The 17,011-nt window shown below is 63.4% G+C and carries 14 protein-coding genes and 1 pseudogene; 7 read left to right on the top strand and 8 right to left on the bottom strand.

Annotated features, from left to right (window positions below; genetic code table 11):
• Positions 1 to 5: 5 nt before the first annotated feature.
• The 3 genes from CLU85_RS01015 to CLU85_RS01005 form a co-directional block, all read right to left on the bottom strand.
• Complete coding sequence (locus tag CLU85_RS01015) at positions 6 to 227, bottom strand: DUF350 domain-containing protein (protein ID WP_100408657.1); 222 nt, start codon at positions 225 to 227, stop codon at positions 6 to 8.
• A 78-nt stretch (positions 228 to 305) separates the two neighbouring features.
• A complete protein-coding gene (locus tag CLU85_RS01010) occupies positions 306 to 1,796 on the bottom strand; it encodes a DUF4178 domain-containing protein (RefSeq protein ID WP_100408656.1) in 1,491 nt (496 codons plus the stop codon).
• A 104-nt stretch (positions 1,797 to 1,900) separates the two neighbouring features.
• Entirely contained in the window at positions 1,901 to 2,950 is a 1,050-nt protein-coding gene (locus tag CLU85_RS01005) for an SPFH domain-containing protein (RefSeq protein ID WP_100412306.1), read from the bottom strand.
• Positions 2,951 to 3,225: 275 nt separating this feature from the next.
• Here CLU85_RS01005 and CLU85_RS01000 point away from each other — a divergent pair, with 275 nt between their 5' ends.
• Entirely contained in the window at positions 3,226 to 3,495 is a 270-nt protein-coding gene (locus tag CLU85_RS01000; protein ID WP_100408655.1) for a DUF2061 domain-containing protein, read from the top strand.
• Positions 3,496 to 3,704: 209 nt separating this feature from the next.
• Here CLU85_RS01000 and CLU85_RS00995 read toward each other — a convergent pair whose 3' ends face one another.
• Positions 3,705 to 4,010: a flagellar basal body protein gene (locus CLU85_RS00995; RefSeq protein ID WP_100408654.1), complete on the bottom strand. Its 306-nt coding sequence runs from the start codon at positions 4,008 to 4,010 to the stop codon at positions 3,705 to 3,707.
• Positions 4,011 to 4,090: 80 nt separating this feature from the next.
• Positions 4,091 to 5,070 (bottom strand): annotated as a pseudogene (locus CLU85_RS00990) (LysR family transcriptional regulator).
• Between the two features lie 141 nt (positions 5,071 to 5,211).
• Here CLU85_RS00990 and CLU85_RS00985 point away from each other — a divergent pair.
• The 6 genes from CLU85_RS00985 (at position 5,212) to CLU85_RS00960 (ending at position 12,078) form a co-directional block, all read left to right on the top strand.
• Positions 5,212 to 6,573, top strand: coding sequence for an aspartate aminotransferase family protein (locus tag CLU85_RS00985; RefSeq protein WP_100408653.1), 1,362 nt, complete (start codon positions 5,212 to 5,214; stop codon positions 6,571 to 6,573).
• Positions 6,574 to 6,661: 88 nt separating this feature from the next.
• A complete protein-coding gene (locus CLU85_RS00980; RefSeq protein WP_100408652.1) occupies positions 6,662 to 8,179 on the top strand; it encodes a CoA-acylating methylmalonate-semialdehyde dehydrogenase in 1,518 nt (505 codons plus the stop codon).
• A gap of 261 nt (positions 8,180 to 8,440) precedes the next feature.
• Entirely contained in the window at positions 8,441 to 10,759 is a 2,319-nt protein-coding gene (locus CLU85_RS00975) for an NADP-dependent malic enzyme (protein WP_100408651.1), read from the top strand.
• A gap of 154 nt (positions 10,760 to 10,913) precedes the next feature.
• Complete coding sequence (locus CLU85_RS00970) at positions 10,914 to 11,321, top strand: ribonuclease domain-containing protein (protein WP_100408650.1); 408 nt, start codon at positions 10,914 to 10,916, stop codon at positions 11,319 to 11,321.
• A 140-nt stretch (positions 11,322 to 11,461) separates the two neighbouring features.
• Positions 11,462 to 11,887: a barstar family protein gene (locus CLU85_RS00965; protein ID WP_010464776.1), complete on the top strand. Its 426-nt coding sequence runs from the start codon at positions 11,462 to 11,464 to the stop codon at positions 11,885 to 11,887.
• A complete protein-coding gene (locus tag CLU85_RS00960) occupies positions 11,866 to 12,078 on the top strand; it encodes a hypothetical protein (protein ID WP_100408649.1) in 213 nt (70 codons plus the stop codon). Before CLU85_RS00965 ends, CLU85_RS00960 begins: the two co-directional genes overlap by 22 nt.
• A 187-nt stretch (positions 12,079 to 12,265) precedes the next feature.
• On the opposite strand, the gene rsmA is transcribed toward CLU85_RS00960, so the two are convergent.
• The 3 genes from rsmA to CLU85_RS00945 all read right to left on the bottom strand — a co-directional run bounded on the left by rsmA (position 12,266) and on the right by CLU85_RS00945 (position 16,933).
• Positions 12,266 to 13,045 (bottom strand): 16S rRNA (adenine(1518)-N(6)/adenine(1519)-N(6))-dimethyltransferase RsmA, encoded by a 780-nt coding sequence (rsmA, locus tag CLU85_RS00955; protein WP_100408648.1) that lies wholly within the window; start codon positions 13,043 to 13,045, stop codon positions 12,266 to 12,268.
• A 54-nt stretch (positions 13,046 to 13,099) separates the two neighbouring features.
• Positions 13,100 to 14,305 carry a peptidylprolyl isomerase gene (locus CLU85_RS00950; RefSeq protein ID WP_369858141.1) on the bottom strand — a complete coding sequence of 402 codons (1,206 nt, stop codon included), beginning with the start codon at positions 14,303 to 14,305 and terminating at the stop codon, positions 13,100 to 13,102.
• Between the two features lie 225 nt (positions 14,306 to 14,530).
• A complete protein-coding gene (locus CLU85_RS00945; protein WP_369858300.1) occupies positions 14,531 to 16,933 on the bottom strand; it encodes an LPS-assembly protein LptD in 2,403 nt (800 codons plus the stop codon).
• Positions 16,934 to 17,011 lie beyond the last annotated feature (78 nt).

The raw sequence follows: 17,011 nt of genomic DNA, 5'->3' as shown, positions 1-17,011 counted from the left end.
GGGGGTCAGTGGATGGCCGCTGCCACGATGATGCTGATACCCAGGCACATCGCCGCCACCACCAGGGCCAGGGCCTGGTTCTGCTTTTCGACAATTTCGCGCCACAGGTCGTAGGGCGTGATCTTGTCCACAATGACAAAACACAGCCAGAAGATGATGACGCCAATGACGGCGTACAGGATGGACCCGAGAAACGCTGCGGGCTTGAGCCATTCGATGCCAATCATGGGGAGATCTCCTTCTTACTTGAAACGTTGTTGCACGGTGCCGTGGCGTGGGGCTGCTGGGGGTCTGCGTTCGGCTGGCTACTTGTGGCTGCCGCCAGACGAGTACCCGCCAAATGAGCCACCCGAGCTGCGGTACCCACTGCCCGACGAGCCCGAACAATTGCTCAGGATGATGAGCAAAATGATGATGATGATCGCAATCAGGATGATGGTGCCGCAGCCCAGGCCCGACTTGGCCACAAAGGGGCCCGGGTCGTCGCGCTGGAGCATGTCTTTTTTGTCGTCGAGCTTGAAGGCCTTGACCACGGTGTCGCTGGCCAGTTTGTCGCCAGCGGACCAGGTGATCTCGTTCGGGCTTTGCTCCATCGAGAGCAGGCCTTTGGCGCTGGCAAAGTCGCGGTTGGTGGTCTTTTGCCCGCGCGTGACCTGCCAGTAGAACTCGCCCAGCACATAGGTGGTTTCGGCCTCGTAGGTGTACTTGAGGTCGTATTGGGTGCCCATGTAGGTGGCCGAGCGCCCGGTGGCCGCCATCTGCGGCGCGCCCGTGGTGGGGCGCACCATGCTCCAGCCCTCTTCGGAATCCACCAAAAAGGCAAAACCGCGCTTTTGGTTGTAAAGCAGGTACTCGCTCCAGCCAAAGTGCTCATCGTCGCCGGGCTCCACACCCATGCGGTGCTGAAAACCCACCACCTGCCAGTGCACACCCTGCAACTGCCCCTTGCTGCCCAGCGGGATGAGGGGCTGAACGGGTTCGTCCTGCTCGGCCGAGCGCAGCTCGCCGCCCACGCCGCTGCTGACATCAATGACGCTGGCGCACGAGCCGCAGGTGATGCTTTTGGACGTGGACAGCTGCACCTGCACGGGTGCGCCGCAGTGCGGGCAGTTGAACTGGCGGCCTTTTTCGTCCTTGGCGGATTCGTCTTTCAGCCCCTGCAGTTGCAGGTCTTCCAGCAACACCGACTTGCCGCGCTCGACGTTGGGCGGGGTGTGGCCGTAGTCGATGCTGACCACCTCGCCGTCGGCGCTGCGCAGCTCGACCATGCCAAAGGGCTGGCCCAGCGGTGGCAGTTTGGGCAACTCGCCCTGGGCCGAGATCAGCTGTGCCTGGCCCGTGTAGGCCACGCTGTAGGGCTTGCCATTGATAGCCGTGGTGGTGCCGATGCGAAAACGCTCTGCCTCGGGCATCTCGCGGCCGGGGTCGATGGGGCGGGTGAAGACGTAGGCGCCGTTGTCCTCGCCCAGCGTGGCCAGGGTGCCGTCGTTGAGGAACGCCGCCCATTCGGTCCAGGTGCCCGCCTCGCCCTTGTATTGCAGGCGGCCAATCAGGGTGAAGGGAAGGTCCTGGCCGTCAAGCTGGATGCGCCCGCTGGCCATGAGCTGCAGCGGGCTGTGGTCGTCAAACAGCTCGGCCATCTTGCCGATGCGGGTGAGCACTTCGCCGCTGCGCACCACGGTGCTCTGGCAGTAGCCGCAGACGGCGTGGGTGGACTGCGCGCTGCGGAATTCAACCGGCGCGCCGCAGCCCGGGCAGGGCGCGCGGTAAGAACGCTGTGTGGGGTCGATGGCCATCGGCTGGGTCTGCTTGCGCCGTTCAGCACGGTCTGTTTGAAGCCTTTTTGGCCTCTAGCGCTTATCCCTCAAGCGCAAGCAGCTATATTTATAGTAGCAACGGCTTAGACCAGCTTCTTGAGCAGTTCGGCCTTCTTGGCGTCGAACTCTTCCTGGGTCAGGATGCCCTTGGACTTGAGTTCACCCAGCTTCTCCAGCGTGGCCATCACGTCCTCAGGCTTGACGCCCAGGGGTGCGGCGGCTTGCGCCGCTGCGGCAGCCCCCGAGGCCGCCGGGGTCTGCAGGCCTTGCTGCAGGTTTTGCGCCAGCACCTGGCCCAGCGCCACGCCAGCGCCCAGGCCCATGGCGTCGCCCGCAATGCCGCCACCACCGCCCGCGCCTTCGGCGAACTTGGGGATGGCCTGCGCCGTCTGGTACTGCATGAACTTGCCCATGTCGTTGCCGACCATGCCCATGCCGATCTTCTGGTCGAGGATCTTTTGCAGCTCTTCGGGCAGCGAGACGTTCTGCACCGTGAGGTTTTCGATCAGCAGGCCGATCTTGGCAAAAACCGGCGCCAGCTCTTTGGTCAGCGCATCGGCAAACATGACCTGGTTGGCCGCCAGGTCCAGAAACGGCAAGCCGCTGCCAGCAATGGCGTTGCTGATGTTCTGCAGCACCAGGCCACGCAACTGGCCTTCGACGTCGGCCACGGGGTAGGACTCGCGGGTGCCGGAGATTTCGGTGTGGAACAGCTTGGGGTCGGCCACGCGGAACGCGTAGTTGCCGAACGCGCGCAGGCGCACGGCGCCAAAGTCCTTGTCGCGGATCGTGATGGGCTGGGGCGTGCCCCACTTCTGGTCGATCTGCTGGCGCGTGCTGAAGAAGTACACATCGCTCTTGAAGGGAGATTCAAAGAGCTTGTCCCAGTTCTTCAGATAGGTCAGCACCGGCAGGGTCTGCGTGGTGAGCTTGTAGGTGCCGGGCGTGAAGACGTCGGCCACCTGGCCTTCGTTGACGAAGATCGCCATCTGCGACTCTCGCACCACCAGCGTGCCACCGTTCTGGATTTCCATGTCGCGCATGGGGAAGCGCCAAGCCAGCGTTCCATCCCCCTCCTCGGTCCACTGAATGATGTCAATGAACTGTTTCTTGATGAAATCCATGAGGGCCATGTGTGCTCCCAAAGCAAAAGAGGGGTTGAGAAGAGCGGCCATCATAGCAACGGGGCTTTGCAGACAGCGGCTTTTTTCTGCGCCGGGATGTGAAGCCGTTCACGCGCAGAACCCACCCCCTGGAGACAGGGGCACCGAGGGGCGGGCGGAGGGTGTCTTGATAGCGGCTATCTCCGCCTTAGCCACGATCAATTGGCCAAAGCTATTGAGAATGACTACCATTTCAACATCCCTGCTACCTGCCGCAGGCCCTGTTCAGAAGGAAGGAGTTCCCCATGTCCCGCATCCGCCACGCCGCCCGCCAAAACAAGACCATGCTGATGAAAACGGGCAGCTACTACCTGATCCACATCTGCGTGGCCGCACTGGTGGCCTATGCCGTGACCGGCAACCTGTGGGCCTCGCTGACGCTGAGCCTGCTGGAGCCCACGGTGCAGGCCGTGGCCTTCTTCTTCCATGAAAAGGCGTGGGACCGGGCCGCGCGGCGCAAGGCCATCGATGCCACCACGGCACAGGCGTCCAGCCCTCTCCTGCAAGCAGTCTGAACCCCCTCAAGGAGCCCACCATGTACAGCATCCCCTTGCGCAGCCGCACCGCCACCGGGCTGGCCTTTCAGCGCTGGTTGGTTCACCGCCTGGCCGGGCTGGCATCTGGCGGTTGAGAACCCTTGTCCCATGTGCTGGCGGGCACTGAAAACAACAATGCCCCGGCCAGCGGGGCATTGAGGCGTTCGGGCGGTGTTCGGGGGCCGGTGTCAGGCTTTCACGTCGAGCAGCGAGCCCATCATTTCGTCCTGTGTCTTGATGGTTTGCAGGTTGGCCTTGAAAGCGTAGGTGGCCGACATCTGCTCTACCGCCTCTTTTTCCAGCGCCACGCCTTCAGCCTCTTGCTGGCGCTGCACGGTGGCCCGCACACCCGCGCTGTCGGCAACGGCTTCCTGTTGCACCACCTCGCGGCGGTAGCCCGGGGTGTTCATGTTGGCCACGTTGTTGGCCGACGCATCGAGCCGCAACTGCGCGGCCTGCAAGCCGGAACTGCCAATCGAGGAAATGCTGGCCATGGAATACTCCTGTGACACACACGGTTGCAAAGAAACCAAATTGTCCGCCGCTTGAGGGCCCGGCGCAAGCGAAGGCCCTGTCAGCGATCCGGTCGGTGCGACTCCTCCAGGCACTGCGCAAATGCCTGGGCCGCCCGGGCGGGCGCGGGCGAGCGGCGCATGAGGCCCACAAACTGGCAGCTGTAGTGGAACAGTGCCGGGTTCACGGCCTGCATGCGCCCCTGTCGCTCAAAAGCTTCGGCATAGTGGTCGGGCAAAAACCCCAAAAACCGGCCCGACAGGATCAGCGTGGCGATGGATTCCTGGTCAAAACCGGTGGCCGCGCGTTGCAGCCGCGCCTGGTGGCTCAGCTCCATGTTGGGCGAGTGGTAACCCAGGCCCGCAAACTGGTAGCTGCGCACCGCGTGCCAGTCGGCCGGGGGGCGGATGCGCCAAACAACGGGTGGCCTGCACCGCAGTAAAGCAGCATGGTTTCGGCAAACAGGTCGGTGTACGCCAGGCTTTGCGAGCTGCGATGCGCAGGAATGATGCCCACCTGGTAGCTTCCGTCGATCACGCCGCGCTCGATGGCGTTGATGGAGCCCACATGCAGCTGCAGCTGCACATCGGGCGCCAGGGCCGTGAAAGCGGCGATGGCCTGCCCGATGCGTGCAGCGGGGTTGCTGGCCGTCTTGTCAAAAACGGCCACGGCCAGTTGGCCCCCCATGCGAGAGTGGATGTCGTCGATGCTGTCGCGAAAGCTGCGCACCGAGGCCAGCAGGCGCAGGGTTTCGTCATACACACGCTGGCCTTCAGCCGTCAGCGCAAAACCGGCGCGCCCTCGGCGGCACAGCGTGAGGCCGAGGCGGGCTTCCAGGTCTTTGATATGGCGGCTCACGGTGCTGGTGCCGATATTCAGCTCCAGCTCCGCGGCCGACATGCCGCCGCACTCCACCACGCTTTTGAAGACCTGCAACAGCCGCAGATCCATGTCACTGAGTTGGCCCAGAACCGCCCGGTGTTTGTTCGAGGTGGCGGGCGGGGACATAAGAGGGTGTGGTGCTGTGTTTTTTACTTGCATAAATCGTCAAGTAAACATTGATATTGGATTATTTGAGAGATTAAACACCAGCGCAACAATGCCCTGCGTCAAGCCCCGCTTTGCAGGGGGTTGCCTTGCGTCACATGCCCTTTTTGTCGCCGTCTTGCACTGGAGAACCCCATGAGCTTCGTCAACATCGAAAAACCCGCCGCTGGCGCTGAAGGCCCCCGCATGGACGCCGAATGGCTGGATGCGCACTGGATGCCGTACACGGCCAACCGCCAGTTCAAGGCCAACCCGCGCATGATCGTGGAGGGCAGCGGCGCGTACTACACCGACTCGGACGGCCGCAAGATTTTTGACGGACTCTCGGGCCTGTGGTGCGCGGGCCTCGGCCATGGCCGCCGCGAGATCGCCGAGGCCATCGGCAAGCAGGCGATGAAGCTCGACTACGCGCCGGCCTTCCAGTTTGGCCACCCGCTGTCGTTCGAGCTGGCCAACCGCGTCAAGGAGCTCACGCCCGCCGGGCTGGATTACGTGTTTTTCACGGGTTCGGGCTCCGAGTCGGCCGACACCTCGCTGAAGATGGCGCGCGCTTACTGGCGCAACAAGGGCCAGGCGAGCAAGACGCGTCTGATCGGCCGCGAAAAGGGCTATCACGGCGTGAACTTTGGTGGCATTTCAGTGGGCGGCCTGGTGGCCAACCGCAAGATGTTCGGCCAGGGCATCGAAGCCGACCACATTCCCCACACCCAGCCACCCGCAGGCTCGTTCCACAAGGGCATGCCGCCCACGGGCAAAGAGCTGGCCGACCGCCTGCTGGACGTGATTGCGCTGCACGACGCCAGCAACATCGCTGCCGTGATCGTGGAGCCGTTTTCCGGCTCGGCCGGTGTGGTGATCCCGCCCGTGGGCTACCTGCAGCGCCTGCGCGAGATCTGCACGCAGAACAACATCCTGCTGATTTTTGACGAAGTGATCAGTGGCTTTGGCCGCAGCGGTGCCTGGACCGGTGCCGAAGCCTTTGGCGTGACGCCCGACATCCTGAACTTTGCCAAGCAGGTCACCAACGGCGCGCAGCCGCTGGGCGGCGTGGTGGCCACCAAGGAGATCTACGACACCTTCATGGCGGCGGGCGGCCCGGAATACATGCTGGAGTTTGCGCATGGCTACACGTATTCGGCCCACCCCGTGGCCTGCGCGGCGGGCATTGCAGCGCTCGACATCCTGAAAAACGAAGACATGATCGGCCGCGTGAAAGCGCTGGCGCCGTATTTTGAAGAAGCCGTGCACAGCCTGAAGGGCGCCAAACACGTGCTGGACATTCGCAACTTCGGTCTGGCGGCAGGTTTCACGATTGCACCGGTGCCGGGCGAGCCCGCCAAGCGCCCCTACGAGATTGCGATGAACTGCTGGAAGAAGGGCTTTTACGTGCGCTACGGTGGCGACACCATTCAACTGGCGCCGCCCTTCATCAGCGAGCGCGCCGAGATCGACCGCCTGATCAACGCGCTGGGCGATGCTTTGGCAGAGACGGCTTAAGCCCGCGAACCGCCAAACACTCCTGTATTGATAGCTGCTAGCGCTTGACGAATAAGCGCTAGCGGCACTTTTGACTCATATTTCTGCCATGAACCACGACAAGAACGTCACCACCACCGTCGGCCACCTGATTGACGGCAAGATCGTTGCCGACACGGCGCGCACCCAACCGGTGTTCGACCCCGCCACGGGTCAGTCCACCACCAACGTCGCGCTGGCCAGCCAGGCCACGGTGGAGGCCGCCATTGCCTCGGCCGAAGCTGCGTTTCCGGCCTGGCGCAACACGCCACCGCTCAAGCGCGCCCGCGTGATGAGCAAGCTCAAGGTGCTGCTCGAAGAAAACGCCGACAAGATCGCCGCCCTGATCACCGCCGAACACGGCAAGGTGCTGGCCGACGCCCACGGCGAGTTGCAGCGCGGCATCGAGAACGTGGAATACGCGAGCTACGCGCCCGAGCTGCTCAAGGGCGAACACAGCCGGAACGTGGGACCGAACATCGACTCGTGGAGCGAGTTCCAGGCGTTGGGCGTCACCGCGGGCATCACGCCGTTCAATTTCCCGGCCATGGTGCCGCTGTGGATGTGGCCCATGGCCGTGGCCTGCGGCAACACCTTTGTCTTGAAGCCGTCCGAGCGCGACCCGTCCTCCACCTTGTTCATCGCCCAGCTTGCCCAGGAAGCGGGTCTGCCACCGGGCGTGCTCAACGTGGTCAACGGCGACAAAGTGGCTGTGGACACGCTGCTGCGCGACCCGCGCGTCAAAGCCGTGAGTTTTGTCGGATCGACCCCCATTGCCGAATACATCTACGCCGAAGGCTGCAAGCATGGCAAGCGCGTGCAGGCCCTGGGCGGCGCCAAGAACCACGCCGTGCTGATGCCCGACGCCGACGTGGACAACGCCGTGAGCGCCCTGATGGGCGCGGCCTACGGATCGTGTGGCGAGCGCTGCATGGCCATCCCGCTGCTGGTGGCCGTCGGCGACGCCGTGGGTGACGCCGTGATTGCTGGCCTCAAGACCGAGATCGCCAAGATGAAGGTCGGCCCTGGCACGGACAACAGCAACGACATGGGCCCGCTGGTCACGAAGCCGCACTTTGAGAAGGTGAAGGGCTATGTGGATCAAGGCGTGGCCGAAGGTGCCACGCTGGTCGTGGATGGCCGCGGCGTAAAGGTCGCTGGCCATGAAGAAGGCTACTTCCTGGGCGCCTGCCTGTTCGACAACGTCAAGCCTGGCATGAAGATCTACCAGGAAGAAATCTTCGGCCCCGTGCTGGGCGTGGTGCGCGTGAAGACGCTGCAAGAGGCCATGCAGCTCATCAACGACCACGAATACGGCAACGGCACCTGCATCTTCACGCGCGACGGCGAGGCCGCCCGCTATTTCACCGACCACATCCAGGTGGGCATGGTGGGCGTGAACGTGCCCCTGCCCGTGCCCGTGGCGTACCACTCGTTCGGCGGCTGGAAGCGCAGCCTGTTCGGCGACCTGCACGCCTATGGCCCCGATGCCGTGCGCTTCTACACCAAGCGCAAGACCATCACGCAACGCTGGCCGAGCGCCGGTGTGCGCGAGGGGGCCGTGTTCAGCTTTCCAAGCAGCCGCTGAGCAAGGTTTGCTTGACCGCTGACGGCAACGGTCCTTGTAGACAACGAACGCCCCACAGCCCTCGAGGTTGTGGGGCGTTTTCATTGCACCGCATGATTGGCATGCGGAAGGTCATCACAGATCCACCCACATAAGCAGATTCGCTTACTAGGGTTTTCACGACCCTCGTCCTACAATCGCAGACCCTTAAAAAGCTGACAGCCCGCTGCAGACCCCCTGAAGCACGGTTTTTTGCACCCACCCTTGAGTTGGAGACACTGAATGCCCGAGAACACCACGGCCCAGAACAACAACCATCCCGACAAACGCGCTCAGTTGCGCCGTGCCGCTCTCGAATATCACGAATTTCCCAAGCCCGGCAAGATCTCCATCGCGGCCACCAAGCAAATGGTGAACCAGCACGATCTCGCGCTGGCGTATTCGCCCGGCGTGGCGGCTCCGTGTGAAGAGATCGTCAAGGACCCGAATGCGGCTTTCAAATACACCGCCCGGGGCAATCTGGTGGGTGTGGTGACCAACGGCACTGCCGTGCTGGGTCTGGGCGATATCGGCCCGCTGGCGGGCAAGCCTGTCATGGAAGGCAAGGCCGTCCTGTTCAAGAAGTTCTCGGGCATCGACGTGTTCGACATCGAGATCAACGAAAAGGACCCCGAGAAGCTGGTCGAGATCATCGCCAGCCTGGAGCCGACGTTTGGCGGTATCAACCTGGAAGACATCAAGGCGCCCGATTGCTTCTACATCGAGCGCAAGCTGCGCGAGCGCATGAAGATCCCGGTCTTCCATGACGACCAGCACGGCACCGCCATCACGGTGGGCGCAGCCATCCTCAACGGCCTGAAGGTGGCGGGCAAAGACCCTGCCAAGGTGAAGCTCGTGACTTCGGGCGCCGGTGCGGCCGCGCTGGCCTGCCTGGGCCTGCTGGTCAAGCTGGGCATTCCGCGTGAAAACATCTGGGTGACCGATCTGGCGGGCGTCGTTTACGAAGGCCGCACCGAACTGATGGACGAAGACAAGATTGTTTTTGCCCAGAAGACCAGCGCCCGCACGCTCAGCGAAGTGATCGACGGTGCCGACGTGTTCCTGGGCCTGTCGGCGGGCGGGGTGCTCAAGCAAGACATGGTGAAAAAGATGGCCGCGCGCCCGCTGATTTTTGCGCTGGCCAACCCCAACCCCGAGATTCAGCCCGAGGACGTGAAGGCCGTGCGTGACGACGCCATCATGGCCACCGGCCGTTCGGACTACCCGAACCAGGTCAACAACGTCCTGTGTTTCCCCTACATCTTCCGGGGGGCGCTCGACAGCGGCGCCACCACGATCACGCTGGAGATGGAGATCGCAGCCGTGCACGCGATTGCCGAGCTGGCCCAGGCCGAGCAGAGCGAGGTCGTGGCAGCCGCCTATGTGGGCGAGCCCCTGGCGTTCGGCCCCGAGTACCTGATCCCCAAGCCGTTCGACCCGCGCCTGATGATGATGATCGCGCCCGCTGTGGCCCAGGCTGCCGCTGACAGCGGCGTGGCCCTGCGCCCCATCGCGGACATGGATGCCTACCGGGACCATCTGCAGACGTTCGTCTACGCCTCGGGCACCACCATGAAGCCCATTTTCACGGCGGCCAAAGCCGCTGTGAAAAAGCGCGTGGCCTATGCCGAAGGCGAGGAAGAACGTGTGCTGCGCGCTGCACAGATCGTCGTCGATGAAAAAATTGCCCGGCCTACGCTGATTGGCCGCCCCTCCGTCATTGCTGAGCGCATTGAGAAGTTTGGCCTGCGCCTGCGTGAAGGGGTGGACTACGACATCGTCAATGTGGAACAGGACCACCGCTACCGCGACTTCTGGCAAACGTACCACCGCATGACCGAGCGCAAGGGCGTGACCGTGTCGATCGCCAAGATCGAGATGCGCCGCCGCCTGGCGCTCATCGGCGCCATGCTGCTGCACAAGGGCGAGGTCGATGGCCTGATCGTGGGCACCTGGGGCCACACGGCCCTGCACCTGAACTACATCGACCAGGTGATCGGCAAACGCGCGGGGGTGAACACCTATGCTTGCATGAACGGCCTGCTGCTGCCTGATCGCCAGGTCTTCCTGGTGGACACGCACGTGAACTACGACCCGACCGCCGAACAGCTGGCCGAAATCACCGTGATGGCCGCAGAGGAAATGATGCGCTTTGGTATCAAGCCCAAGGCGGCGCTGCTGTCTCACTCCAATTTTGGCTCCAGCAACCAGCCCAGCGCCGTGAAAATGCGCCAGACGCTGGAGCTTCTGCGGGTGCAGGCTCCCTGGCTCGAAGTCGACGGCGAGATGCACGGCGATGTGGCCCTGGACGGCAAGGCCCGTGCGACCATCATGCCGCACAGCGACCTCATCGGAGATGCCAACCTGCTGGTGCTGCCGAACATCGACGCGGCCAACATTTCCTACAACCTGCTCAAGACAGCTGCCGGCGGCAATATCGCCATTGGCCCCGTGCTTCTGGGGGCCGCCCAGCCCGTTCATATCCTGACAGCAAGTACCACAGTGCGCCGGATCGTGAACATGACAGCCTTGACAGTGGCGGATGCCAATGCCTCGCGGTAAGCTATTTCAAGATAGCAAGCACTAACTTTTAATGCTTGCAAAGTCCCTCAGCGTCTGCCCAATCTTTGTGCAGACGCTTGCTTTTTGGGGACCGTTGAGCGACACTAGCGGCTCGAAATTTCGGGTTAACCCGTAGTTTCTGAAAGGTTCGTTGATGCTGAAGGCTGTAGCCACCCGGGCGCGCAAAGCAGGGTTATTGTGTGTTTTGGGTGTTGCGTTCGTGCTGTCTCCGGTAGTGGGACACGCCCGGAAAGCCCCGTCTGCCGACGGATCCCTCGCCCCCATCACACTGGCCGAGTTGCCGCCCCAAGGGCGAACAACGTATGCGCTGATCCGTGAAGGCGGGCCCTTTCCGTATGACAAGGACGGAACGGTTTTCGGCAATCGCGAGCGGTTGTTACCCGCCCACAAGCGGGGTTACTACCGTGAATACACCGTCAGAACGACAGGATCGCGTGACCGGGGAGCCCGGCGCATTGTGTGTGGCGGCAAGCCCCGGGTTCCGGACGCCTGCTACTACACCAGCGACCACTACGCCAGTTTTCGCGAGATCGTCGAGTGACCCCGAAGCGGTGCATGTTGTCCAGGAATGAACTGGCAGCGTACATCGCGCGCCCTTGAATCCCCCCCACTCGCTGGCCACACCCCGTAGCCAGCGAAAAGCCAGAAGTTTGTGGACTTTAAAAAGAAAGAGTAGCGGAGATGCAGACGCCACTTCGTAAAGACCTGGAAACGCCACTGCGTGGCGTGCGCACCAACATCGTGCAGTCCATTCGCGCCTTCCGCGTGCAGGACCTGCAGGATGCCGCCACCTCCATGGGTCATCATTTCTTGTACGCCAACCTGGCCCACGCGCAGTCCAAACAGGACGTGCTGGACCTGATTGCCGGGCAATTCACCTTCCCATCGCACTTCGGCAAGAATTTCGATGCGTTGTATGACTGCATGACGGATCCCTTGCATAAATCGGGCCCACAGCCTGGTTTTATCGTGGTTCTGGAACAGATTCCGGCCACCGGCAAGTTCGACAAGGAAGCGCGAGAGCAATTGCTCGATATCTTCCGCGACGCCGCCGATTACTGGGGCGACCGCAAGATCCCCTTCCGGTGTTTCTATTCTTTTCTGTAGCCCGTTCTGCATCCACCAGCCAAGCAGAACGGGCGAACGAGGCTACCGGCACCAAGGGTGGTGTCGAGGGCATCGAGATCGGTGGCGAACCTGCCGAAAAAATGCCCACCGACAAGCTTGTTGACGTATCTCCCATGGCGCTGCGCATGAGCAGCCCCTTCAACGCCGGTTACTGGCTCAGCGCCGCGTAGCAGAGGCATCCCCTGAGGCGCGCTTTGCGCTTTCCCCCTTCTCTCGGTTTCGCCGGGAAGGGGGACGATGCCCTCGCTGCGGGGCGGCCCTTGCTTGGCATCCCTCGCCTAGGGTGCGCCAGTTGCTGACGTCTTGCAGTCAAATCAGACTCTAGCGCTTATCCATCAAGCGCTAGTAGCTATTGATTTATGAGCACTCTTGCGCCAAGGCCACAAACTCGCTCACCGGCACCTCCTCGGCGCGGCGCTGGGTGTCGAAGTGGCCGGCAAACTGGCGTGACTCCAGCCAGCGGCCCAGCGTGTGGCGCAGCAGCTTGCGGCGCTGGCTGAAGGCAACCTGCACGAGTTCTTCCAGCAAGGGCATCGACAAGGGCGCAGGCTCCGCACGCGGCACCATGCGCACCACGGCGCTGTCCACGCGCGGCGGCGGGTCAAAACTCTCGGGCGGCACAAACAGCACGTTCTCCATGGCATAGCGCCACTGCAGCATGACCGACAGCCGCCCGTAATCGCTGGTGGCCGGCTTGGCGACCATGCGGTCGATCACTTCCTTTTGCAGCATGAAGTGCTGGTCTTCGATGACCTGCACATGGTCCAGCAAATGGAACAGGATGGGCGTGGAGATGTTGTAGGGCAGGTTACCCACCACGCGCAGTCGCAGGCCGGGTTGTGCCGCCTTCGCGCGCATCGTCTGCGCCAATGCCGTGAAGTCGACCTTGAGTACATCGGACTCGATCACATCCAATTGGCCGTGCAGCCGCAGGCGCAATGCCAGATCGCGATCCAGTTCAATGACCGTGAGACGTCCCAGGCGCTCTACCAGGGGCTGAGTCAATGCCGCCAGGCCCGGCCCGATCTCGACCATGGGCTGACCCGGCAGGGGCGCAATGGCCAGCACGATGTCTTCGATGATGCCCTTGTCGGACAGAAAATGCTGTCCGAAGCGCTTGCGGGGGATGTGTTTCAACGCGGTCTTGCCTGTTCGGTCGGTCGGTGCCTGAAGGGGGAATGGAGGTGCTGCTTACTGGGGTGGGTCGCGGTATTCCACATAGGCCCGCCCACGCAGCTCCTGCGCCCAGGTGGCGTAGGCTTCGTCGAGCTTTTTCTCGCGCACTGCACTGCGCGCCATGTCACGCTGCTCACGCTGGTTGAGCTTGGCCTCGCGGCGCTCCAGCAGCTGAATCAGGTGCACGCCAAAACGGGATGCCACGGGCTCGCTGATGTCACCGGGCTTGAGGGTTTCGAGCGCCTGCTCGAACTCGGGCACATAACGGCCGGGGTTGGCCCAACCCAAGTCGCCGCCTTCCTTGGAGCTTGCGTCCTGAGAATGCTCGCGGGCCAGCGCCGCAAAGTCGGCCTGGCCGGCCAGCACACGGCGACGGTAGTCGGCCAGGCGCGTCGCGGCTGCACCTTCAGACAACTGGGGGCCTGTGCGCAGCAGGATGTGGCGCGCATGGTTTTGCACCACCGTGGTGGGCATGCCTGCCGTGACGCGCTCCACGACCTTGAGCACGTGAAAACCCGCCGGTGAGCGCACCGGCCCGACGATGCTGCCCACGGGCAGCCCCAGGGTGGAATTCACAAACAGCTCGGGATAACGATCGGCCGGGCGCAGGCCCAGCAGCCCCCCCGCCCGCTGACCCTCTGCCGCATCCGAGAACTCGCGCGCCACGGCGGCAAAGTCTTCGCCCGCGCGCACCTTGTCAGCGGCCCGCTGCGCACGGGCCTGGCGCTCGGCTACCTGTGCGGGGGTGGCGTTCTCAGGCACCAGCACCAGCACATGGCCCAGGTTGATTTCCATGGACGCAACGTCGGTGCCTTTTTGCTCCTCGCGCAGGAACTGGTCCACATCGAGGTCGGTCACCTTCACCCGCGCTTCCACTTCGCGCTCACGCAGGCGTTGCTGAAGCAGCTGGTTGCGCAGCTCGTCACGGAAACGCTCCTTGCCCATGCCGTCACGGGCCAGGCGTGTGTAGAGCTGATCGACCGTCATGTCGTTCTGGCGTGCCACGCCCAGTTCGGCCTGGGACACCGCAAAATCGTCCACTTTGATGCCAGAGTCGCGCGCCTGCTGGAGCTGGACTTTCTCCAGGATGATGCGTTCCAGCACCTCGCGTGCCAGCAGGTCGCGCGCGGGCATCGCGCCACCCTGTTTCGCGATCTGTGCCTCGGCCCGTGCTAGGCGCGAGCGCACCTCGTAGTTGGTCACGGGTTCGGAGTTGACCACGGCCACAATGAAATCCGCCGAGCGTGGCGCCGTGCTGGCCGAGGGCGCAGGCAGCGTGACCGAGGGCGCAGCGGCCGGACGCGCCGACAGAGAAGAGGGCGACGACAGCCCCCCTTGCCGGACGACTGTGCACCCGAGGGGCGCAGGCCCTGCGCTGCAGCGCCTTGCAAGGTCAAAGAGGCCAGGGAGGCAAGGACCAGGGCAAAAACACGGTGATTCATAGCGTTAGTCGTAGTTGCTGAAACGGCTGGGCGTCGAGACCTGCTCACGCAGGTTCTGGTAACGCGGCACATTCTGCTTGAAGGTGTCGAGAGGGCTGGAGCCCAGGCTGAGGCGGGAGAAGCCCACAAATTCGATCTGGAACAGCAGACGCGTATTGGAGGTGGTCACGCTGCTCTGCAAGCGCTCCAGCACCACGCGGCCGATCCAGCAGCAGCTGTCGTATTCGAAGCCCACCACGGTGTCCACGAGTTTGCGATCCTTCATGCTGTAGTTCAGGCGGCCCACGCTGTACCAGCGCCCACCACCCTGCCCACGGCCCGCACCCAGGTCTTTGCCCTTGTCGCCCCACAGGTCGTTGAGCGGCCACTGCCAGCCAATGTCGATCTGCTCGCTGGTGCCGCGCTGCAGGCGGTAGGCCGCGCTCACGGTGCGGTAGTTGCCGGGGCTGTAACGCGTGCCAATCGTCGAGCGGATGGACTGCCCCGTCTTCGGGTTGTACTGCACGGTGGAGTCCATGCCCCACTGGGGTGTCCAGTTGATACCAGCCCCCAGCATCAGGTCCGACAGGCGTTCGCTCACCGGCGTAACGCCAGGCAGGGTTACCTTCTGGTCCGAGAAACGCAGGCGCTGTGCAATACCGAAACGCACGGCTTCGGCCCCGGTATTCGGGTCCAGCAGTCGTGTGGTCACGCCCAGCGTCAACAGGTTGTTGTCGGCCAGGCGGTCATTGCCGCCAAAAGCGTTCTCGGTGTAGATGGTGGCGAAATTGAAGTCGTTGGCCGCGGTGTCATACACCGGCAGGCGGCTCTGGTCGCGGTAGGGCGTGTAGGTGTAGAAGGCGCGCGGCTCCAGCGTCTGCAGGAACGCGCGGCCAAAGTAGGCAGCATCGCGCTCAAACACCAGCCCGCTGTCCAGGCTGAAAGTGGGCAGGGTCCGGCTGGCCGAGCGGTCGCCATTGGACAGGGGTGAATCAAACTGGTACTGCGTGGCATGCAGCTGCAGCCGCGGCGTGACGAACCCACCGGGCGACAGGAACGGCCGGCTGATCTGTGCCATCGCATAACTGCGATTGGCGTTGGGCTGCCCCGTCAGCGCGCGGGCGGCCTGAAAGCGCGTGGTGTCCAGCTCGATGCTGGCATCCAGCCCGCCACCGAGTTGCGACGGTGTGTAGCGCCACTGTAGCTGCGGCATGCGGTCATACGGCGGCACGATGGGCGATGTCACATCCTGCAGCGTCTGCCACTTGAGCGTGCGCACGGTGGCCGACATGTCATTGCGCGCCCACGACAAAGACGCATCACCAGGCAACAGGCGCTGGCGCAGCGGCTCCGAGGCGCGGCCAAAGTCGCGCCAGTAGTTGTCATCGCTCACGCGGTTGAGGTTGACGTTCAGGCCGAGCCCGCCGATGGCGCTGTCGAAACTGCCCTGGTGCTGGCCCGAGAAGCTCCAGCGCGAGCGGTCACGCAACCGATCGGCGGCCATGATGTCGCCGCTGATCTGCCCCTTGTAGGTGGGTTCGAGGTAACGGAACTCACCCCCCAGATTGGCACCCCGTTTGGTCATGAGCGCGGCGCGCAGCGTGGCATCCCGGTTGGGCGCAATGTTCCAGTAGTAGGGCTGCGCATAAGTCACACCGTCGCGGCTGTCCAGCCCGATGGTGGGCGGCAGCAGGCCGGATTTGCGCTTCTCGGACAGCGGAAATGTGATGTAGGGGATGGGCAGCACAGAGATGCCCTTGAACTCCAGCACCGCGTTTTCAGCCGTGCCGACTTCTTCCTCGTTATCAATGCGGATGGTGGCCGCGCGCAGCACCCAGTCGGGCTCCCAGCTCTCTTCGTTGCCGCGCTCGCAGGTGGTGTAGGTGGCGTTGTGCACCACGGCCCGATAGCGGTCAATGAAATCCACGCGCGTGGCATCGCCATGCGCCTGCGTGGCCAGGAAACGGTAGCGTGCGTCGCTGAAAAAACCCTCAAAGGCCTCCACCCGCAGTTCCAGCGCCGTGCCTTCGTACACATTGCCCGCGCGGTTGATGCGGACCTTGCCCTTGGCCTTGGCCAGATCCTCGGGCACGTTGTAGTCGAGCCGGTCTGCGTGAATCACGGTGTCGCCCCGGCGCAGCTCGGCATTGCCCTCGATGAGCGCATTCAGGTCGGTCTGGCCGCTGATGTGATCGCCCTTCACAAAAACGGGCAGTTCAGACCGCACGGCTTCAGGAATCTTCTCCTGCAACAGGGGCGATGTGCGCAACACGGGGGGTGCATCCCAGGCACTGGGCGCCGGGCTCTGGGCCAGGGCCGCAAACGGCAGGCCACACCAGGCCAGTGCCACGCCATAGGCCAGTGCGCGCGGCACGGGAGGATGCAGCCGTGCCGCCTTCGCCGTGGCGGGCCGGAGAGAAGAAGGAATCTGCACGGTGGGGGGCTTGCAGCGTGGCACGTGGGGCGGTTCGGGCTGGGGCAGATGAAAGGACCCGCTCCGGGCAGT

This window comes from Acidovorax sp. 69, from assembly GCF_002797445.1.
Lineage (GTDB): Bacteria > Pseudomonadota > Gammaproteobacteria > Burkholderiales > Burkholderiaceae_C > Acidovorax.
This window is presented reverse-complemented; position numbering and strand designations above follow the sequence as displayed.